The following is a 21,026-nucleotide window of genomic DNA, read 5'->3' on the forward strand; positions in this document are numbered from 1 at the left end:
TATTATGGTTACAAGTTACCTAATACTTCATTATCAACATAATACCTTAAAATTCACTTGCCATTGTATTGCATAAAAAACACTAAATATTAAACAAATACTATTTTTTGTGTATTCTGTCGTAGTTAAGGTATCATTTTACTAAAAAAGCATTGATATTATTTCATTTTTATTAGTTTAGCAAATTAACCAAAACAACAACTAAATCAATTTAAATATGGAAAGTTCTACAGCGACTTCTAAGGTAAATGCGAATAGGCTCTTTTATGCCAGTTGCTTTGCCCTAATTACAACGGCATTCTCATTTGCCATAGCAGCAGGTATTTTAGATCAATTAAAAACGGAACTGGCATTAAGTGCAAGTCAAGCCGGTTTGATTACCTCTATGTGGTTTTTAGGTTTCCCCATAGCTATGGTAATCGGTGGTTTGATCTACCATAAAGTAGGGGGCAAAGTAATTATGCAATTTGCCTTCTTTGCGCATTCAATCGGTATTTTACTTTTAATATTCTCTGGCAACTATATAGGTCTTTTGATAGCCAACTTGCTTATAGGTCTTGGTAACGGTTGTACCGAAGCGGCATGTAACCCAATGATTGCAGATGCGTACAAGGGAAACAGAATGAGCACAATGCTTAACCGTTTTCACATGTGGTTTCCTGGTGGAATAGCCGTTGGTAGTTTACTTTCTGGTTTTATGACGGATTTTGGTATTACAGGACAAAGTCAAGTATGGTTATTATTAATACCTGCGATAATTTATGCCTTTTTATTTTACGGACAAACTTGGCCTAAGGCTAAGATAGAGGAAGCGGCAACTATTAGCGGAAACCTGAAAGGCATGTTCACTCCCTTATTTTTATTCATAGGAGTTTGTATGGCATTAACTGCCATATCAGAATTTGGTCCTAACCAATGGGTAGGTCTAATTCTTTCTAAAAGTGGAGCAGAACCAACGCTAATATTAGCATTGACTGCCGGATTGATGGCCGTTGCAAGATTCTTTGGCGGTAGTATGGTTGCTCAGTTCAACCAAACGGGTGTGCTTTTGGGTTCTGCCGTACTTGCTACTTTAGGCATTTATCTTTTTAGTACACAAACTGGAACTATGGCTTACGTAGCCGCTATAATCTTTGCTCTGGGTGTTGCCTATTTCTGGCCTAATATGATTGGCTTAACCGCTACCAAAACTCCAAAAACCGGAGCTTTGGGCATGTCTATTATTGGTGCGATAGGAATGTTCTCTACATCAATTTTTCAACCAATCATTGGTGGTTGGATCGATGCAGATAGAGCTGCTGCCGAAGCCCAAGGGTTTACAGGTGATGAATTAGAATTGGTTTCCGGTCAAGAAACGTTAAGTACCATGGTACTGTTTCCTGCAATTCTAATTGTTTTGTTCACTATTCTATATTTCTGGTTAAGAAGTAAAGAAAGTAAAGGAGAAATTGCAACGGCATAATTATGCCGATTAAAATAAAGAAAGCCGAGCAATAGATTTGCTCGGCTTTTTTTTATTCGATTTTTTAAACTTATTCCAAAAGTAGCTCTAACAATTGAATGGCTGCATCACTAATCTTCGTTCCCGGACCAAATACGGCAGTAGCCCCCGCTTCCTTCAAAAAGTCATAATCTTGTTTTGGCACCACTCCCCCAACAATGACCATAATGTCTTCACGGCCGTAGCTTTTTAGTTCCTTAATAACTTCGGGTACTAGTGTTTTATGTCCGCCAGCAAGTGATGAAATTCCTAAAACATGTACATCGTTTTCTACCGCCTGTTTTGCGGTTTCTTTTGGTGTTTGAAAAAGCGGACCTATATCTACATCGAACCCTAGGTCAGCATAACCGGTTGCCACCACTTTAGCCCCACGATCATGACCGTCCTGTCCCATTTTAGCTACCATTATACGTGGTCTACGACCATCTTGCTCGGCAAACCGATCGGCTAGCTCCTGCGCTTTTTTAAAGCTTTTATCTTCTTTGATTTCTCTTGAATACACCCCTGTAAATGAATTTATAATAGCTTTATGTCTGCCAAAAGCCTCTTCTAAAGCACTACTGATTTCACCTAAAGTTGCTCTTTCCCTTGCAGCAGATACCGCTAAAGCTAGCAAATTTTCTTCCGAATCACTATCATCTAATTTATTCTTTGCAGCGATAGTTAGTTCTTTCAGCTTTTTGGCAACCACTGCGGTATTTCTATTTGCCTTAACTTCTTCTAATCGTTGTAACTGCTGTCTTCGTACTTCTTTATTATCGACCTCCAAAATCTGAAGCTCATCTTCTTCTGTCAATTGATACTTATTGACCCCAACGATTACATCTTGTTCGCTATCTATACGCGCTTGTTTTCTTGCTGCGGCTTCTTCAATTCTGGTTTTAGGTATTCCAGTTTCTATAGCTTTGGTCATGCCGCCAAGATTCTCTACTTCTTGCATCAACTCCCACGCCTTGTGCACCAAATCATGTGTTAGTTTCTCTACATAATAACTACCTGCCCAAGGGTCAACGGTTTTGGTCACGTTTGTTTCATGCTGCAAGTATAATTGTGTTTCCCTAGCTATACGTGCAGAGAAATCCGTAGGTAAGGCAATTGCCTCATCCAATGCATTGGTATGTAAACTTTGTGTACCGCCAAAAACGGCAGCCGCTGCCTCTATAGTAGTCCTTGCCACATTATTGAAAGGATCTTGCTCCGTTAAGCTCCAACCACTGGTTTGACAATGTGTTCTCAGCATCAATGATTTTTCGTTCTTTGGATCAAATTCTTTCACCACCTTTGCCCACAACATTCTGGCAGCACGCATTTTGGCTATTTCCATAAAATGGTTCATACCAATTCCCCAGAAAAAAGAAAGTCTAGGCGCAAAATCATCAATCTTCAAACCTGCTTTTAAGCCAGTTCTAATGTACTCCAAACCGTCTGACAACGTATATGCCAATTCTAAATGGGCAGGTGCACCAGCTTCGTGCATATGGTAACCAGAAATACTTATACTATTGAACTTGGGCATATATTTACTGGTATACTCAAAAATATCAGCAACCAATTGCATAGATGGTTTTGGTGGATAGATATACGTATTACGCACCATAAACTCCTTGAGAATATCATTCTGTATAGTTCCAGATAACTTTTCTAAAGAAACTCCTTGTTCTTCTGCCGCTACAATATAAAATGCCATTATAGGCAGCACGGCACCGTTCATGGTCATGGATACTGACATTTCATTCAAAGGAATACCTTTAAAAAGTACCTTCATGTCCTCAACCGTATCTATGGCAACACCCGCCTTACCTACATCGCCAACAACACGTTCATGATCACTATCATATCCTCTGTGTGTAGGAAGATCAAAGGCGACCGACAAACCTTTTTGACCTGCTTTTAAATTTTTTCTATAGAATTCATTGCTCTCCTCTGCAGTGGAAAAACCGGCGTATTGCCTTATGGTCCAAGGTCTTTGTACATACATGGTTACATAAGGCCCTCTAAGAAACGGCGGTAAGCCCGCTGCAAAGTTTAAATGCTCTACCTCATCTAAATCTTGTTTGGCATATCTATTTTTCAACGGAATACTTTCGGCCGTAGTAAACAAGGTTTCGTCCAAATCATTACTAATGGCATTTTGTTGCTTACCATTATCAGGAAAAGTGTCTAGTTGTATATGTTGCAAGTCTTTTCTACTCATGTGATAAACGGTTTTGCTCTAATTCCTCTGCCAATCTTTTTTCTATAATAGGGGTAATCAAGGTTTTTCTTGGGTTCTTTTTCACGAACGGATATAATTCTAGTGCTTCACCCATTTTATCCGCTTCATTTTGAAATACATTGCTACCCACTAATACTAGCTTTTTCGCATTAAATTTCTCTTGTTGTTTACGGGCGCTATCGGCAATTTTATTTTGTATGGTATGATTTTTTAATTGCTTTAAAAAGCCCCCGTCTTTTTCAATCGATTTGAATAAAAGCAAAGCCTTCTCTGCCAATTGATGCGTAATAGTTTCAATGTAATAACTACCTTCAGTTGCATTTTCCACCTTATCAAAATAGCTTTCTTCTTTTAATAAAATAAGTTGATTCAAGGCGATACGATTGGCAAAATCATTATCTTTTTTATAAACAGCGTTATAATTCAAATTAAAAACAACATCAGAACCGCCCAATACGGCAGACATACATTCTGTAGTAGTTCTTAGCATATTTACATTAAAATCATAAATGGTCTTATTACGTTTTGATGGCTGTGACACTATGGAGCAGGGAATGGTAATACCATAAGCTTTGGACAAAACATTCCATAGGTTTCTTAAGGCTTTTAACTTTGCGATTTCAAAAAAATAATTACCAGCTACCGAAACCTTGAAATCTATACTTTTTAATAGTCCTAAATTTTCACCTTGCTTCAGTACATTCAAATACTCGTTCGCATGAGACATTGCATAAGCCAATTGTTGTACAATGTCTGCACCGGCATTTTCATAAAGCGAAACATCTACACTTAATATAGTTTCGGTATCCAATGTAAATAGTTCCTCGACGAGTGACATATCCGAAGACATATTTTCATACCAATTTCCAGACCTTGCCAAATGACCTATGGGGTCAATCTGCCAATGGATTTTATTTGCATTTGATACTTTATCAAGGATCTGTTTTATATAAATTTTGGACAAAAATTGCAGTTCGAAGCATACTTTGACCCTGTTTAAATCAATATTGTTCAAAATGATAACTGCATCTACGTTCTCCGACGGTACAATAAACTGCAGAGCCTCTGCACCTTTTTCTAGATACCTGAGCGCTTTTTCATTAGCCATTATGGCATTACCGGCATAAATATTTTGCCCTATTTTCCACGTAGAATTTTGCACCTGTTGAATAGTAATATGCTCTAGATCTTCTGCATGATAAAATGGTTTTACTTTAATACCTTCAGGTGAATTCCACACTACCTCTTCATTGTAGTCTTTACCTTTTAAATTGTACTGTATCTTTTGTTTCCATTCTTTTTCAGAAATATCCCTGAAACTATCAAATAAGGTTTCACCCTTCATAGCAAGACGTAGTTTAATTAAACAACATATTCCATTAATGCGCCTGTGAATATAAATTCAGCGCATTCTCTCAAAGATACAATAAGTAAATCGTGTTTATATAGAGCTAAGTTAATCTGCCAATTCTGTAGCATTTAGGTTACGCACATCGCCAGTCTCTATTCTTGACAACTCTTTTAGTTTGTCTTTCTCAAACAACGCCGGTAAGTCTTTTAATGGCGTGCCAACAGGTGCCTCCCAATTAATATAATCCTGGAATCTAATACCGTCAATGGTCCTAGGGTTATAAGCACTTCTAAAACGCACACCGCCATCATTTACACTGTAGCTGTAAGCCAAGTAATTTATATAATGAGATTTTTTATTTACCCAATACATGAATATATCATCATAATCGATACCGCCACCATCTTTACCAAAAGTAACGCGTACTACATCATAATCTTCCCCTTTGATTACGGTTTCACCAACGCTTTCCTTATGTACCGCTTTATCATTAAGCTTATAAGGCAAAGTAGCAAAATAGATTACTGAATTCAATGCATTGCTATATACGGTACTATCCTTTTCAGATAGATGTACCGGATCATCATTGACCTTTCTACCAAATGATCCATTTACAATGTTGTCTTCAATTCTATTCCCTAAGCTATCCTTGAAATTTACACGATAAGTATAGCCATTCTTATTATTGAACATGTACATTTTATCCCTAAAAACAAACTCATAGTTGGCCGTATCATAAAGTTCTCCACCATGCGCTTTAATAGCATGCTTTATAATGTCCTCAGCACTTTCAACCGTGGTCCTCGAGGTTGCATCTTCTAAAGGTCCATTGTTTTTACCTGAGTCATTACCATTTTTGCAACTTAATATGATCAAAAAAATAAGAGTAAATGCTGCTTTAACTGTTTTATTCATATCTATATATTTCACGGGAATCAAATTTGTAATATTATTTCTAATGGACCATTAAAACAAAATAGTCGAAAGAGAATACAACTACTAACGTACCAAAGTTATCATATTAATAAATGGAGATTCTCTTTAGGAATCATAATAAATGTTAACAACACTTTATAAACCTGAATTTCACAAAAAAACCGAACAACTACCAAGGGTATGATAATTATTCGGCTTTAAATGTCACTGCCAGAACAAAAGTAGGCAAGACATAAAATTTAACTGATTATTGATTTACGATAAAGGCATGTATTACTCCTGGCAACCATGCAAGTAAAGTCAATAAAATACTTATTAATAATGTTGTACCAATACCGTGTTTCATAAAAACGGCCAATGGTGGTAAAAGTATATTCAATATTATTGTTAGTAAAGACATTTTTTTTAGTTTTTAGGTTCCATCAAAACTAAGATTATCATACAGTCTTTATTAACTACATTAACTTGAATGATGACCTAAAAAACAAAAACTTATTCTTTTCTTTCCGCCAACAAGCCTTCAATTATCGTTTTTAACCTACCAAGACCTATTGGTTTTACAATGTAGTCAGATATAGCACTTATTCTTTTAGCCCTTTCTATATCTACGGGATCAAGAGAAGATGACACCATGTAAATTGTTATTTTCTTACCCACCCTTGGTTTTATTTTCACGTATTCTTCCATGAATTGAAAACCATCCATGACAGGCATATCAATATCCAAGAAAATAACATCAGGAAATACAGAATCTTGATCTAAGTTATCCAACATAAAATCAATAGCTTCTTCACCATCGGAAAAGACCATAATTTCTAAAGGTAATTTAGTAGACTCCAAGGTTTTGACCATGGTAAACTGATAAATAGAATCATCATCTACAATACAGGTCTTTAAAATATTTTTCATAGCAAGCTTAATTAAATTTTACAGTAAATGTGGTTCCTACATTTACCTCGCTAGTAGCGGAAATAGTACCGCCCATTGCTTCTATTTGAGTTTTGGTAAGGTACAAACCTACCCCCTTGGCATCTGGGTGTCTATGAAAAACCTTATTCAACCCAAAAAGTTTAGATCCATGCTTTTTAAGATCAATACCCAAGCCATTGTCTTTAAAAGTAATGATATTAATTTCATTTTTCACCTCGGTCTTAATTTCAATATGTGGCGTTCTATCTTCGGCGCTATATTTAATGGCATTACCGATCAAGTTCAAAAATATACTTTCCATATATATTTTATTATAGGATATATGGGTAAGTTGTGAAAAATCGGTATCTATCACTGCATTGGATTTTAAAATAGCTCCGCTTAAAATTTGGGAAGTATCTTTAAACACATCTTTAAAGTAAACTTTTTCTATATTCTCATTAGCATCACCCACCTTAGCTTTAAGCGCCTCTATCAACGTATTGAGCGTAGAGGAAAGGTGGTCTATTACGCTACTGAATTTATTGAATATATCTGTACGCTCCTCATCATTTTCAGCGTAAGAATAAATTTCCAATAAAGAATTAAGATTGGCAACCGGAGCTCTAAGATTATGCGAAGTTATATGGGTAAAATCTGCTAGTTGTTGGTTCTGTAATTTTAATTTTTGAGTAAAGCCCTCTAATTCTTGTTTAGCATTGATCAAACTTTGCTCCGTCATTTTGCTCTCGGTCACATCTTGACATGTACCAAAGAGTTCTATTGCTTCATCTTTTTCATTGACCAATACATTGGCCAGTAGCTGTATAAATTTTAATTTACCTGAATATGTAATTATACGATGAGTCAATTTTGTAAACACCTTTTTTGCAACAGCTTCTTCAAAATGATGGTTTACAATATCTTTATCCTCTGGGTGAACAATATTTAAATAAGTAGCAAAGTCTATAGGAAAAGGGTCTCCTTTGTATTCCACTATATTAAAAATATTCTCTGACCATTCTCCTGTATCTTCAAGAGGAAACCACTGCCAATGACCTGTTGAACTTATTTCCTCTGCAATGTTCAACAGTTCATTCTTTCTCCGTAATTTATTCTTAACCTCCTTAATTTTAGTGATGTCGGTAACAACTGCAATAAAACCGTCATTTAAACCTTCGCTGCTATTAATTGCCGTAATTGATGTAAGTGTAGAAAACAAAGAACCATCTTTACGTCTAAACGTCCATTGTCTTGTATCATTAATGTTTTCATTACGATAATTATAATTAGGATCATCTATAAAAGATTCGCCTTTAAACGATCTAGTAATATCATTTCTAAATTCTTCAAGCTCCTCTTCCAAAAGGTATACGCTGGGGTGTTTTAAACCCACCAACTCCTCTGCCGAATAACCCAATAATTTCTCTGCCCCCTTGTTAAAACGATTAATTATGCCTTCTGCATTAGTTGAAATAACGGCTACCGCATTTGAATTAAAAATTGCTTCTAATTCTGCATGGGCAACATTTAAAAGCTTTTCTGAGTTTTTTGACGATGTAATATCTTCTGTTATCCCTAATATTTTTGAAGCAACACCATTACTCCTCTCTATTTTTCCAACAACCTTCACCCATCTTTTGTTACCTTTTAAGGTTGTAAGAAACAAGGTGAGATTAACTGGCGTTCCCATTTCTTGAGCATTTTTTAATGCCAATAAAATACTATTACGGCTATCTTCGTCTTCAAAAAAAGTTAATCCAGAAGCTATAGTTGGCTCGTAATCCAATGGGGCTTCATGAATTTCATATACCATATTACTCCAAGTCACTTTATCTTTTATAAGATCAATTTCCCAAGTACCAATTCTAGCAATGTCACTAGTATCTCTTAATATGGTGTTATATTGTTTTTCTTTTAACTCTTTTTCCTTCCGCTCGGTTATATCCCCAGTATGCATTAAGAGTCCGCCTATTCTACCATCAGCAAGATACCAAGGCCTAACATCCCAATAAATCCATTGAATAGTACCATCCGACCGATAGAAGGGTGCTTCATCACATATATCTATGGCACCTTGCAAACATTTTTGATGTTTGGCTTTCCAATCATCACCTATTTCTGGGAAAATATCATAATGGGATCTACCTATAATAGTTTCTTTTTCTAGTTTAAAATCTCGAATCCATTGTTTGGACGCTGCTAAATAGACCATGTTAGTATCTAACATAGCTATTGCCGTTGGCGTCTGTTCAATAAAAATTTGGTGATGCTTTTCCAGGTATTCGATGTTATTTGGATACTGATTCAATTTAATAATTTTAACAAGTATTTATATTAAAAATAGTAATAATTTACTGATATAAAATAGAATACAATTTTTCGAATTCAAAAATCAAGGACTTTTGCAGAAAACAACAGGTTGTATATCTGATATTTTTGGTTAGATATTATTGAAATCATCCTTATAGCATAAACCCCTTTAAATAAAATAGTTACAACAAATTAAATGTATTCTCAAAAAATGCTTGTTAAATTATTTAAATCTCAAAAACCTATTGCGATTATTTTACTAATCACATTTTGTGATATTTATGTTTTTCTTACCTTGTAGGAATCCAACTAACTACCATGACCAAACAACCAAACAATAACTGTTTGTTATTGACAATTATTAAATCGAAAAAAAAATTTAGTAAGAATCTTTATGACCATTTATTCTTTATAATTTTTATTTTTCTACTCCCTCTTACATCAATTTACGCACAAAATAATACGAATATCAGTGGCGAATACTCTTCAATACCCTTAAAAGATGTCATTACCCATATTGAGAGCCAAACCAATTATAAGTTCTATTTTTTAGAGGAATGGACACAGGGTATTAAAGTGATTAAAACCTTTAATAATGAGGAATTATCTTCTGTATTAGAGACTATATTAGAAGACACCTCTTTAAATTTTCATATTTTAAATACCAATCGTATAATTCTATTAGAAAACGGTTTGGTTTATGATGAATTACCCAAAGGATTTTTTGGACCCGAAGAAGCATCCGAAGAAAAAAATAGTACTCGTATAACAAACAACAGTCCTCCACCTGTATTTTACAATACCGATAATCCAAGTAAAAAAACCTACCAGGTTACCAAAATAGGAAAAAGTGACCTTGACAACTTGAGAGAAACCTATCTGTTAACGGGAAGAGCAATAAATTCTAGTACCGGAAATCCCATTCAAGATCTAGCAATACGTACCAAAGGGTCAAATCTAATTACCGTAACCGATGCTAATGGTAATTATTCTTTAGAATTACCAGCAGGACATAATGTTTTAAGTATCCGCGCAATGGGCATTGCATCTACTGAACGTGAAATTATAATGTTCAATAACGGCAATTTAGATTTACTCATGGAAGAGGGTCTTCAGCAATTAGATGAAGTAGTTGTAGAAGCAGATGCTTTCAAAAATGTAGAAGAAGCAATTACGGGTAGTGAGCAAATAGATTCAGAAGAATCTAAAAACATACCGTTGGTATTGGGAGAACGCGACATATTATCTGTTGCCAAGGCTTTGCCAGGTATATCCTCTGCAGGTGAAGGTGCCATGGGGCTAAATGTTCGTGGGGGCAAAACGGATCAAAATCTTGTACTGTTAGATGATGCCGTTATATATAACCCGCAGCACTTTTTTGGTATTTTCCAGGCACTGAACCCATTTACAACCAAGGGGGTTGACATTTATAAAGGTGCAATACCCGTAGAATTTGGCGGCAGACTCTCTTCGGTTTTTGACATTAGAACAAAAAACGGAAATGAAGAAAAACTGTCAGGTGAAGGATCCGTGGGACCTGTTACCGCAAATTTAGCTTTAGAAATTCCGTTAGAAAAAGAAAAATCATCATTGATCGTTGGTGGAAGAGCAGCTTATGCAGATTGGATTTTAAGATCTTTAGATGAAGAATCTCTGAATAATAGCAATGCGTCCTTTTTTGACGGTATCATTAAATACCATAATAAAGTAAACGAAAAAAATGATGTTAAAGCTACTGCTTATTATAGTAGAGATGCTTTTAGTATTACGTCTGACTCTTTATATAAATATAATAACAGACTATTTTCGCTTCGTTGGAATCATAATATAAATGATAAAACCAATACGGCCCTTATTCTTAACAATAGCAATTACGGATTTGGAATTGATTTTGACGGGGAAACCAATACCGATTTCAACTTAGATTATGGTATAAACGAAACTGAAATAAAATATAAGTTACGCACCTCTTTAAATACTAAAAACACACTAGATTATGGTGCATCTGCCAAATACTATTCTGTAAACCCTGGCAGTATAGAGCCGGATGGTAACGAGTCTGATATTGCACCACGATCCATTGATAATGAGCAAGCTGTAGAAGGTGCCCTCTTTATTGGCGATGAACTTACTTTAAATGAAAAACTATCCGTAAACCTAGGTGTACGCTATGCATTTTTTGCCGCTCTAGGTAAAGCCACCCAAAGAACCTATGAAGACGGAATGCCAAAAAACGAATCTACCGTTCAAGATACCATATCATATTCAAGTGGTGAGAATATTAAAACCTATGGTGGACCAGAAGTTAGATTATCCGCTAGATATTTATTTACACCTGATTTTTCTGTAAAAGCCAGTTTAAACAACTCCTATCAATTTCTACACACGCTATCTAATAACACCACGGTATCACCTATAGATACATGGAAACTTTCCGATTTAAATATAGCTCCACAAAAAGGCTACCAAGCCTCTCTAGGGTTTTATAAAAACTTTAAAGAAAATGAGTACGAATTAAGTATTGAAGGATATTACAAAAAAATGGAAGATGTGCTCGATTTTAAAACTGGCGCCAACCTCTTCTTGAACGAAAATGTTGAGACACAAGTACTACAGGGAGATGGGAAAGCGTACGGAGTAGAATTTCTTTTGAAAAAGAAGAGCGGTGATTTAAACGGCTGGTTAAGTTACACCTACTCTAGATCTCTGTATCGTTTTGACAGTGAGTTCAGCGAAGAGCGCATAAATAACGGTGATTTCTTTCCCTCTAATTTTGATAAACCGCACGATGTAAGTGTCATTACCAACTATCGTTTTACTAGGCGTTATAGCATTTCTGCCAACTTTGTTTACCAAACCGGCAGACCTATTACGTACCCTATTGGAACATTTAGGTTTAACAACGCAGACTTTGTTGCTTTTAGTGATAGAAATAAATTTAGAATTCCAGATTTCTATCGTCTAGACCTAGGTTTAAATATTGAAGGCAACCATAAGAAAAATAAATTGGCACATAGCTTTGTGACCATTTCAGTTTATAATGTTTTAGGTAGAAACAACCCATATTCGGTATTTTTTGTAACCGATGACGGTGAGGTAAAGGCGCTACAAAGTTCTATTTTCTCTATTCCTATTCCATCGATCACTTATAATTTCAAATTTTAAAAGTGCTCAAAATGAAAAAAGAACTAAAATGGGCAGTTATCTTTTATACATCACTACAAATTAGTGGTTGTATTGAAGAATTTGAACCAGAAAACATCACTGAAATTTTAGATGGAGCATTAGTAGTCGATGCCAGAATAACAGACGAAAACAAACAGCAAACTATTCTTTTGACAAGAACTTTCTCATTTGACGAAACTGACCCAACTCCTGAAATAGGGGCGCAAGTTAGTATAATAGATGAATTGGGGAGCACCATAGATTTCATAGAAAACAAGCCTGGAAATTATAGCACTATAGAAGCAATTAATTTGGAACAGGGTAGAGCATACACGTTACAGATTATAACCACAGATGATGTTATTTATCAGTCGAACAAAACGACTTTACCCTCTAAAATTGAATTAGCGGAACTTAAGACACAACGTAAATTCAATAATTCTGAAATTGACGGAGTTTCAATTATGGTGAGTAATTCAAATAATTCTTCTTCAGCCAATTATTTTAGATATGAATATGAAGAGACCTATAAAGTAATTGCACCAGATTACAATCCGTTCGATTGGGATCAAGTTGATTATGATTTCTTTTGTGAAGATGATGATGGTTGGGAAGTTACGGTAGCCGTACGGGATGAACCAGCCAATATTTGCTTTGCCAGCAATAAATCTAACCATCTTATTCTAGCTTCAACAAGTAATTTAACTACAAATGATCTAGATGATTTTGAAATTAGGTTTGTAAGTAACAAAAATTATGCAATATCACATCGCTATAGTATTTTAGTAAAACAGTATCATCATGATATTAATGCCGCAGCTTTCTTTAATTCGTTAGAAGATTTTTCAAGTTCAGAAAGTATTTTCAGCAATGTACAGACCGGTATGCTAAAATCAAATGTAAGCGCCAAGAATTCTGAGGACGCAATTGTATTTGGCTACTTTGAACTAAGCTCATATAGTGAAAAAAGAATATTTTTCAACTATGAAGACTTCTATCCTAATGAGCCATTGCCCCCTTATATAATTTCTTGCGATTTTATTCGTGAACCAGCACTCTACCCTGACGGTTTTCACTCAACAGTAATTGATGGAAAAGTTATAGTTGACCGCGGATCAAATTCACCTTTAATAGAGGGAATCATAGCAGGTCAAATAGGATATATTGTCGATAATGAAAACTTTTTTGAACCTGATGCCAATGGAGAACTATCCCGTGCTCCTTTTATAGTAAAACCATTAGGCTGTGTAGATTGTAGAACATTTGGCAGTAATAAAACACCTAATTTTTGGATAGAATAAGATGAGAAAAATTACTTTAATAATATTACCGCTTCTGTTATTCATCAATTGTATTGAAGAAGTTGATTTAGGAATAGAAGCAGATGACGAAGTGCTTAAAATATTGATCGTAGAGGCAACTCTTACCAATGAACTAAAAAACCACACCGTAGCATTGAGCAGAATGGATACGTTGGTAGACCTTGGTATTGATTCCGTATACAACCCTTACACCCCCATTAGAGATATTAATAGAGACTTGGTACGTTATGAAACCAATGCTACAGTTTCCATTGAAAACAGTAATGGCACTACATATTCCTTTAATGAATCTAGCCCGGGAATTTATGAATCGGATATTCAGTTTGCCGCAGAAATGGGTAGCTCTTATCTGCTGAACATTGTTACATCAGATGGCAAAAAGTATACTTCTACCGATATGGAAATAGAGGGCTTGGCAAGCATTTCAAATATATATGCAGAAAAAACAACTAGTGAGTCCGGTGCCGAGGGCATTGGCATTTTTGTAGATAATACAATTGAAACAGGTAGCGTACAAAACTTACGCTATACTTATGATGAAACATATAAGATCATAGCCCCAAATTGGTCACCCAACGAATTTAAATTAACCAATTATGATCCTTGTGCGTTGCCCGAAGTAACCTATGACCTAGAAATTGTTGAACGGGAAGAGGAGCAACAAGTATGCTATGGTAACAATCTTTCCAATACTATAATTCAAACTCAACAGAGCAGTATCAATACCGACGTTCAAAAATTCATGGTCAGGTTTTTAGATGAAGAGAATTTCATAATTAGCCATAGATACAGTATTGAAGTATCTCAGTTAGTTTCTGGTTCTGCATCGTACAGTTTTTATGACCAACTGAACAATTTTAGCCAAACCGGTAATATATTTTCACAAATACAACCTGGTTTTTTAGAAGGTAATTTATCATCGGAAGATGGTAGACAAGGTACTGTCATTGGTTTCTTTGATGTGGTTTCGGTTTCAAAAAGTAGGCTGTTTTTCAATTACACAGATTTTTATCCTAATGAAGAATTACCACCATACCCTTTTAACTGTAATGAACTGACCGCCCCGGAGTCTCACGTATCTTTTTGTTTTAGTGGAATGAGAGGGCCTAACCCTTGCCCACAATCTATAATTCAACAAGTAGACCTAGATTTAATAAGTTATGTGAAGCCTAATTTCAATGACGGTCAATGTGACGGCCCCCACATCTTTGTTCCCAAAGTTTGTGGAGATTGTACCGTTTTAGGCAGTAATATACAACCAGATTTTTGGGTAGAATAAACACCGATTATGAAAACAAATCAAATATTTGCCATTATTGCCCTCTTGACAACGTACATAGGTCACGCCCAATATGTCATCAAGGATGGTTCCGATCTATTGAATCTTAAAAAGGTGCCACAAGAAAAAGCATATGTAGATCATAATGGATCATTATCGTTTTCCGGGGAATACCTGTATTATGCTATACACTGCTTTAATGCACAAACCAATAAACCCACCAATGTGAGTACCATAGGTTATGTAGCATTGGTAAATGAAGCTAAGGAATTCATTTTTGAACATAAGATAAAGTTGGATAAAGGCCATGGTTATGGCGACTTTTTCATTACGACTGATATACCTTCTGGCAGATATAAACTTTTAGGCTATACCCAATGGATGAAAAACTCTGGTCTATCACAAGTTTTTAAAGACGATATCATCATTATCAACCCATATTTAGCTGACCAATCTGCGCTATTGAATTCAACCACGCCGGAAACTTCACCTAATTCTGTGGATAATGTATCGGTTTCAGACTCGTCTATCATTATTATGAAAACCCAAAAAGCTTCTTTTTTACCACGGGAAAAAGTACACCTATCCATTAAAAACTACAAAGGAGTTCTAGGGCATGGTTCATATACCGTAAAAGTGAAAAGGAAAGAAGAAATAGATATGCCATCTACACTAAATTCAGTTATGTATGGAAATGCCTATTTCAATGCCGATAAAGAGATAAAACAATCCATTGGCGATAGTGTATTTTTACCTGAACAACGTGGAGAACTTATATACGGAACGGTGAAAAATGCTGAAACGGAAACACCCACAGAAAACCTTCCTGTTATTATTTCAATACCTGGAAAAGAATCATTATTAAAATTCTCAAAAACCGACCAAAGCGGAAATTTCTATTCTTATATACGCAAGGACCGTAAAGATCCAATGGCAGTAATACAGGTTGAAGACCAAAATGAAATGTATGCCATAGAAAAAGGAACCCCAAGTCATATTGACCTTAGCAACCTGACATTCTCAAATTTCAGTTTATCAAAAGCACAAGCAGAATATATTAAGAATAGAAGTGTTTTGAACCAGATAGAGAATCAATTTTTTAGTTCAAAACCTGATTCCATTATACAAAGCAACCCTATAGATATTTTTAATGGCGGCATACCAGAAGTTATTGTTTTAGATGATTATACACGTTTTAAAACACTTGAGGAAACCTTGGTAGAAGTTGTAAAGTTTGCAGGATTTAGAAAAGCGAATACTAGTGATGCGTATATAAGGATTGGACAAGATTTTAAGTCTTATGACGAAGAATATAACGACTTCCCAGCTATAGTTTTAATAGATGGTGTATTTATACCTCATCATGAACAAATAAGATCATACGATGCCCGCAATATTGAAAAAATTAGTTTAACAAGGGATCAATTTCGTTTAGGTCAAAAAGAATATCAAGGGATACTTTCCATAGAAACTTTTGAAGGTGATTTTTTGGAAAATTATAATCCTAAAAATAGTTTAGTTGTACCGTTTGAACAGCCCGTACCCAAAAAGAACTACTTTGTACAATCTTATACAACTGAAAATAATTCTTTTGAAAGGATTCCAGATTATAGAAGAATGTTATTTTGGAAACCAAATGTAAACATTACCGAATCAGATTATAATTATGAGTTCTATACATCTGATCTTGAAGGCACTTTTGAAATTATCTTAAACGGTTTTACTTCATATGGCAAACCATTACATGTGGTAAAGGAAATAGAAGTTACTACCAAGAATTTAAACTAAGGAACTATTCGATCAATATAAACTCTGAGCGTCTATTTAACTGATGGTCTCTGTCTGAACAAATGATTCCGTTTGCGCATTTGTTTATTAATTGGGTTTCCCCATAACCTTTACCGGATATTCGTTCAGGCTCTATACCTGCGGCTATTATGTACTCCACTGTTCTTTTTGCCCTACGATCAGAAAGCCAAAGATTATAGTTATCCTCTTCCCTACTATCTGTATGTGAACCCACTTCTACCTTGACTTCCGGTCTTTTTTTCATGTATGCAACTACCTTGTCCAAATTAGAAAAAGCATCATCACGTAAATAAGAACTGTTTAAATCAAAATAAATTGGTGCTAGCTTTAACACCTTTACCAAATCTGCCCCAATTACCGCCACTTTGCTACTTTCTTCCAATACCACACGGGCATTTGTTATACTCTTTTCATCTGGTGTAGTAAACATGAACAACGAACCTTCTTCATAGCCTTCTAGATTCGCAATAATGGTATATTGACTTTCTTGGCAAGGTATCTCTAAAGTATATTTACCCTGAGCATTGGTAGTGGCTTCCCCTATATTTCCTCCAAAATTATTTTTTCCGTGTACGGTTGCAAACGGTAATGGTTTGTCTGAGTCTTTATCGACCGCGATACCTGTAATGGTCACCATACAATCAATTGTCTTAAGAGCGTAAATATCATCTGCACCTAATCCTCCGTTTCGATCCGATGCAAAAAAACCTGAATTGGTCGTTTCATCAAATATCATTGAAAAATCATCATTAGCACTATTAATTGGATTTCCTAAATTCTTGACCGCGCCTTGATTTGCCAAATCTATAGAAAAAATATCCAGTCCTCCCAAACCAGGATGTCCGTCAGAAGCAAAATATAAAACGTCCGATGCTGTAATAAACGGAAAAGTCTCTTTGCTCTCGGTATTGATTTTGGAACCTAAATTTACCGGTGTTCCAAAACTTCCATCAGTATGAATATCCACTACAAAAATGTCCGATGCCCCTAGAGTTCCGGGCATATCAGAAGAAAAATACAATTTATCACCTTTCTTATTCAATGCCGGATGCGCAACAGAATACAAATCACTGTTAAAGGGCAAATCTTCTATATTCCCCCATTTGCCATCCTTGAACGTACTTCTATAAATTTTTAATCTGCTGATCCCTTTTTTGTCTCTATTAAAAGATCCTTTTTTATAATTATTCCTTGTAAAATACATGGTGTTACCATCTTGGGAAAAGCTGGTAGAAGATTCATTAGCTACCGATTTCAACTCATCTGAAAAATGAGTTGCCGTACTATATTCGCCTTGTTCCGGACGTGTTGTTTTATATAAATTCAAATAAGGTGTGGCACTACGCGAAGTGGTTTCTAAATCCCTAGCAGTAGAAAACACGATAAAATCTTTATGGAACGAAGGAGCAAAATCTGATTCTTTTGAATTGACCGAGGTCAAATTCTCAATGGTATACTCATTTGAAGCGGTCATTAATTCATCAAAATAGCCTACACCTTTATCATACTTTAAAGCTCTTACATCATTCTTTTTCGCTTTTTTGAACTTTCTCATCCAAACCTCGGAATCTTTGTAATTATTGATCGATTTTATAGATTGTGCATATCTGTACATGTAATCAGGATCGATTGTTGAGCTATTGATCTCTAACAATTTTGCATACCAATAACTAGCTTCATCATACTTTGCCCTTAAATAAGCTTCATTACCCAAGTTTTTACATATATCTTCATTTGACATGCCTTTTTTACTCAACTCTTCATAGGTAGATTCTTTGCCCATGTACCCATAATGCTCAAAATTATCAGTACCTGAACTTTTATTGTCTCGCTGTGCGTAACACAGGCTAGCAATAAAAAGCAACGAAAAGAGAACTATATATGTTTTAACTTTCATTATCGGTTATTTAAAAGAATCTAGGGGTCAAATCAATTTTATCTTTTTTAATGAACTCATATCTAAGAAACACCTCAAAAGAACCATTGTTAAACTTGGTGCCTCCCAGTTCAGATATATCACTATCATAAGCCAGCCCTAGCATAAATTCCGGTGTCATTTGAAATCCGAACAACGCACTCAACGCGGCATCCCATCTATAAGCGGCACCCATTGAAAATTTATCGTTCAACAAAAAATTAGCCGAAATATCCGCTTGTAACGGTGCACCCGATGTTGCTTTTAATAGAAAAGCAGGTTTAAATTTTAAAGCCGATGACATTTCAAAAACATACCCTGATATTAAATACCAGGTCATTCTATCTACAGATACAAGGTTATCATTACCATCAGCGCTATCAAAATGCTCTGTCTGCAAAAAATTAGGTATGGACAAACCTGCATAAAATTGATCGTTATGGTAGTACAGACCTGCTCCAAAATTGGGAGTAAACTTTTTATAAAGATCACTATCGGTAATGGCAGTACCACCGGCACTAAAATTTCTAAGATTGTTAAAATCTAAATTTAATAAGTGTCCGCCAGCCTTTAACCCAAATGACAATTTGTTATTATCAGAGGTCTTCAATGTATACGAAAAAGCAGCGTCAATATATGTATTTTGATTGGTGTTGTTCCCTATTTCATCATGAACAATAGATAGACCAAGCCCCACTTTGTCAGAAGAAGGTCCGTGTACACTAAGTGTTTGTGTATTAGGAGCACCATCTCTACCTACCCATTGTGACCTGTGCAATGCAGATATACTTAATACCTCTCTAGATCCTGCATACGCAGGGTTAACCGAGAATGTATTGTACATATACTGTGTATACTGTGCATCTTGCTGACCGAACATAAGATATTGACCACCTAAAACCATGGTAAATATCAAAAAGATTATTTGATAGATTTTCTTCATCTTTTACCTAATTACGTACAGATAACCGGTTAATATTTTTTGTCCCCCCCTTGCTGTATAGTATATATCATAATAATAGGTACCAGAAGGTAGTTTCTCATTTCTGTTAATAGTGATTCTTCCGTCAGACAGACCACTAAAAGCATTGGGGCCATTTTCATAACCTTCTACTTCCCATACCAAAACACCATATCTATTATAGATTTTAACCGAATTTTCTGGAAACCTCTCAATATTGATAATCTCAAAGCTACCATTCATAGAATCTCCCGGTTTTACAAGATCCAGTTCTATATAGATGTCACAATTACTTCCAGATGGTGGTGTACCCCCTAAAGAATCACAAGGATCTAAAGGATCGGTACCATCAATAGTTTCTTGCCCATCCATAATACCGTCTCCATCAGTATCCGGATTATTAGGGTCAGTACCTAAAGTCAGTTCTTCATCATTTGATAAACCATCGTTATCAGTATCATTATTAAGTGGCTCATTATCAAAAATGATCAAGACCTCACCTATACCTATATTTCCTGCTATATCTTCAGCAGTAATCAACAAAGTCAATTCGGGATTGACTATAGGGAAAATTCCATTTTCTGCTTGATCCGTTTCTGTATGAATTTCCCAAATACCATTGATATCAGTATTGATTACATACTGTAATAACAAGCCTGTATCACCAACCTCAACCGTAATATTCAATATCTCATTCGGACTCCCTAAACCAAGTAAAATGGGGTATGTGTCCATTGTTTCAAAACTATCAACCAAAGGTGGATCTATATCAATGGTATACGGATGTTGTACTGATGATGAACCTGTATTGCCATCTAAAGTTATCGTGGTGACCGTACCTAGAATACTTAAATCATTGTCCTCCACTAAATCTGAACCCGCAACCGAGATATTAAAAAACCCGTTTGCATCTACAGGACCAGTATAATTGGTATGATGAATGGTCAAGGTTACTAGATCACCTTCAGAAAAATCACCTGTAACCCTTCCCGTAACATTAATCTGACCTTGAGATTCATTTTCGTTGACAATGTTATCTGAGGTTATATCATCTATTGTAATTACCGGAAGCACTATAATTGTTTCTTGACAATCTACTACACCATTACCATTGCTATCGGTTTGATCAAATACCACAGTAACCATACTTGTATCGTTAATAGAACAAGGCAGTATGGAGGCTACGGTATATGTAAATGTGTTGTTACCATTATCGGTCCACGAACCACCAGTATCAGGAGATCCGCTTAATTGAGCAAATAGGGCTGTATTGGTAATCGTATCACCTTCGCAAATATTCAATGTCCCATCAATGCCTGCATTTGGCTGTGCCTGCTCGGTTACGGTTAC

The 21,026-nt window shown here is 35.5% G+C and carries 14 protein-coding genes; 5 read left to right on the top strand and 9 right to left on the bottom strand.

From position 1 onward, the window contains the following. Positions 1-217: 217 nt before the first annotated feature. Positions 218-1,462, top strand: coding sequence for an MFS transporter (locus I600_RS09575; RefSeq protein WP_058104205.1), 1,245 nt, complete (start codon positions 218-220; stop codon positions 1,460-1,462). Between the two features lie 70 nt (positions 1,463-1,532). Here the strand turns inward: I600_RS09575 and scpA are convergent, their stop codons facing one another. The 6 genes from scpA to I600_RS09605 all read right to left on the bottom strand — a co-directional run bounded on the left by scpA (position 1,533) and on the right by I600_RS09605 (position 9,223). Then, the gene (gene scpA / locus I600_RS09580) at positions 1,533-3,695 is read right to left on the bottom strand and encodes a methylmalonyl-CoA mutase (protein ID WP_058104206.1); all 2,163 of its coding nucleotides are present in this window, start codon (positions 3,693-3,695) and stop codon (positions 1,533-1,535) included. Next, positions 3,688-5,061: a methylmalonyl-CoA mutase subunit beta gene (locus tag I600_RS09585; RefSeq protein ID WP_058104207.1), complete on the bottom strand. Its 1,374-nt coding sequence runs from the start codon at positions 5,059-5,061 to the stop codon at positions 3,688-3,690. Before I600_RS09585 ends, scpA begins: the two co-directional genes overlap by 8 nt. 111 nt (positions 5,062-5,172) lie before the next feature. Continuing rightward, on the bottom strand, positions 5,173-5,982 hold the full coding sequence (locus I600_RS09590) for a DUF6503 family protein (RefSeq protein WP_058104208.1): 810 nt from the start codon (positions 5,980-5,982) through the stop codon (positions 5,173-5,175). Between the two features lie 268 nt (positions 5,983-6,250). Further along, positions 6,251-6,403: a YqaE/Pmp3 family membrane protein gene (locus I600_RS09595; protein ID WP_036151377.1), complete on the bottom strand. Its 153-nt coding sequence runs from the start codon at positions 6,401-6,403 to the stop codon at positions 6,251-6,253. Between the two features lie 92 nt (positions 6,404-6,495). Further along, entirely contained in the window at positions 6,496-6,912 is a 417-nt protein-coding gene (locus tag I600_RS09600; RefSeq protein WP_058104209.1) for a response regulator, read from the bottom strand. Positions 6,913-6,919: 7 nt separating this feature from the next. Continuing rightward, positions 6,920-9,223, bottom strand: a complete 2,304-nt coding sequence (locus tag I600_RS09605) for a PAS domain S-box protein (protein WP_058104210.1) — start codon at positions 9,221-9,223, stop codon at positions 6,920-6,922. A 320-nt stretch (positions 9,224-9,543) separates the two neighbouring features. Here I600_RS09605 and I600_RS09610 point away from each other — a divergent pair, with 320 nt between their 5' ends. Genes I600_RS09610 through I600_RS09625 form a run of 4 tightly spaced genes read left to right on the top strand, consistent with a single transcriptional unit; the run spans position 9,544 to position 16,779 of the window. Then, positions 9,544-12,390: a TonB-dependent receptor gene (locus tag I600_RS09610; RefSeq protein ID WP_082642925.1), complete on the top strand. Its 2,847-nt coding sequence runs from the start codon at positions 9,544-9,546 to the stop codon at positions 12,388-12,390. 11 nt (positions 12,391-12,401) lie between these two features. Beyond that, positions 12,402-13,691, top strand: coding sequence for a DUF4249 domain-containing protein (locus tag I600_RS09615; RefSeq protein WP_058104211.1), 1,290 nt, complete (start codon positions 12,402-12,404; stop codon positions 13,689-13,691). Between the two features lies 1 nt (position 13,692). Then, a complete protein-coding gene (locus I600_RS09620; RefSeq protein ID WP_058104212.1) occupies positions 13,693-14,991 on the top strand; it encodes a DUF4249 family protein in 1,299 nt (432 codons plus the stop codon). A gap of 9 nt (positions 14,992-15,000) precedes the next feature. Beyond that, positions 15,001-16,779 (top strand): hypothetical protein, encoded by a 1,779-nt coding sequence (locus I600_RS09625; protein WP_058104213.1) that lies wholly within the window; start codon positions 15,001-15,003, stop codon positions 16,777-16,779. A gap of 4 nt (positions 16,780-16,783) precedes the next feature. Here the strand turns inward: I600_RS09625 and I600_RS09630 are convergent, their stop codons facing one another. The 3 genes from I600_RS09630 to I600_RS09640 form a co-directional block, all read right to left on the bottom strand. Continuing rightward, positions 16,784-18,697, bottom strand: a complete 1,914-nt coding sequence (locus I600_RS09630; protein WP_082642926.1) for an OmpA family protein — start codon at positions 18,695-18,697, stop codon at positions 16,784-16,786. Between the two features lie 10 nt (positions 18,698-18,707). Continuing rightward, positions 18,708-19,658, bottom strand: coding sequence for a PorP/SprF family type IX secretion system membrane protein (locus I600_RS09635; protein ID WP_058104215.1), 951 nt, complete (start codon positions 19,656-19,658; stop codon positions 18,708-18,710). 3 nt (positions 19,659-19,661) lie between these two features. Further along, on the bottom strand, positions 19,662-21,026 hold a 1,365-nt coding region (locus tag I600_RS09640; protein ID WP_058104216.1), incomplete at its 5' end, for a T9SS type B sorting domain-containing protein.

This window comes from Maribacter dokdonensis DSW-8, from assembly GCF_001447995.1.
GTDB lineage: Bacteria > Bacteroidota > Bacteroidia > Flavobacteriales > Flavobacteriaceae > Maribacter > Maribacter dokdonensis.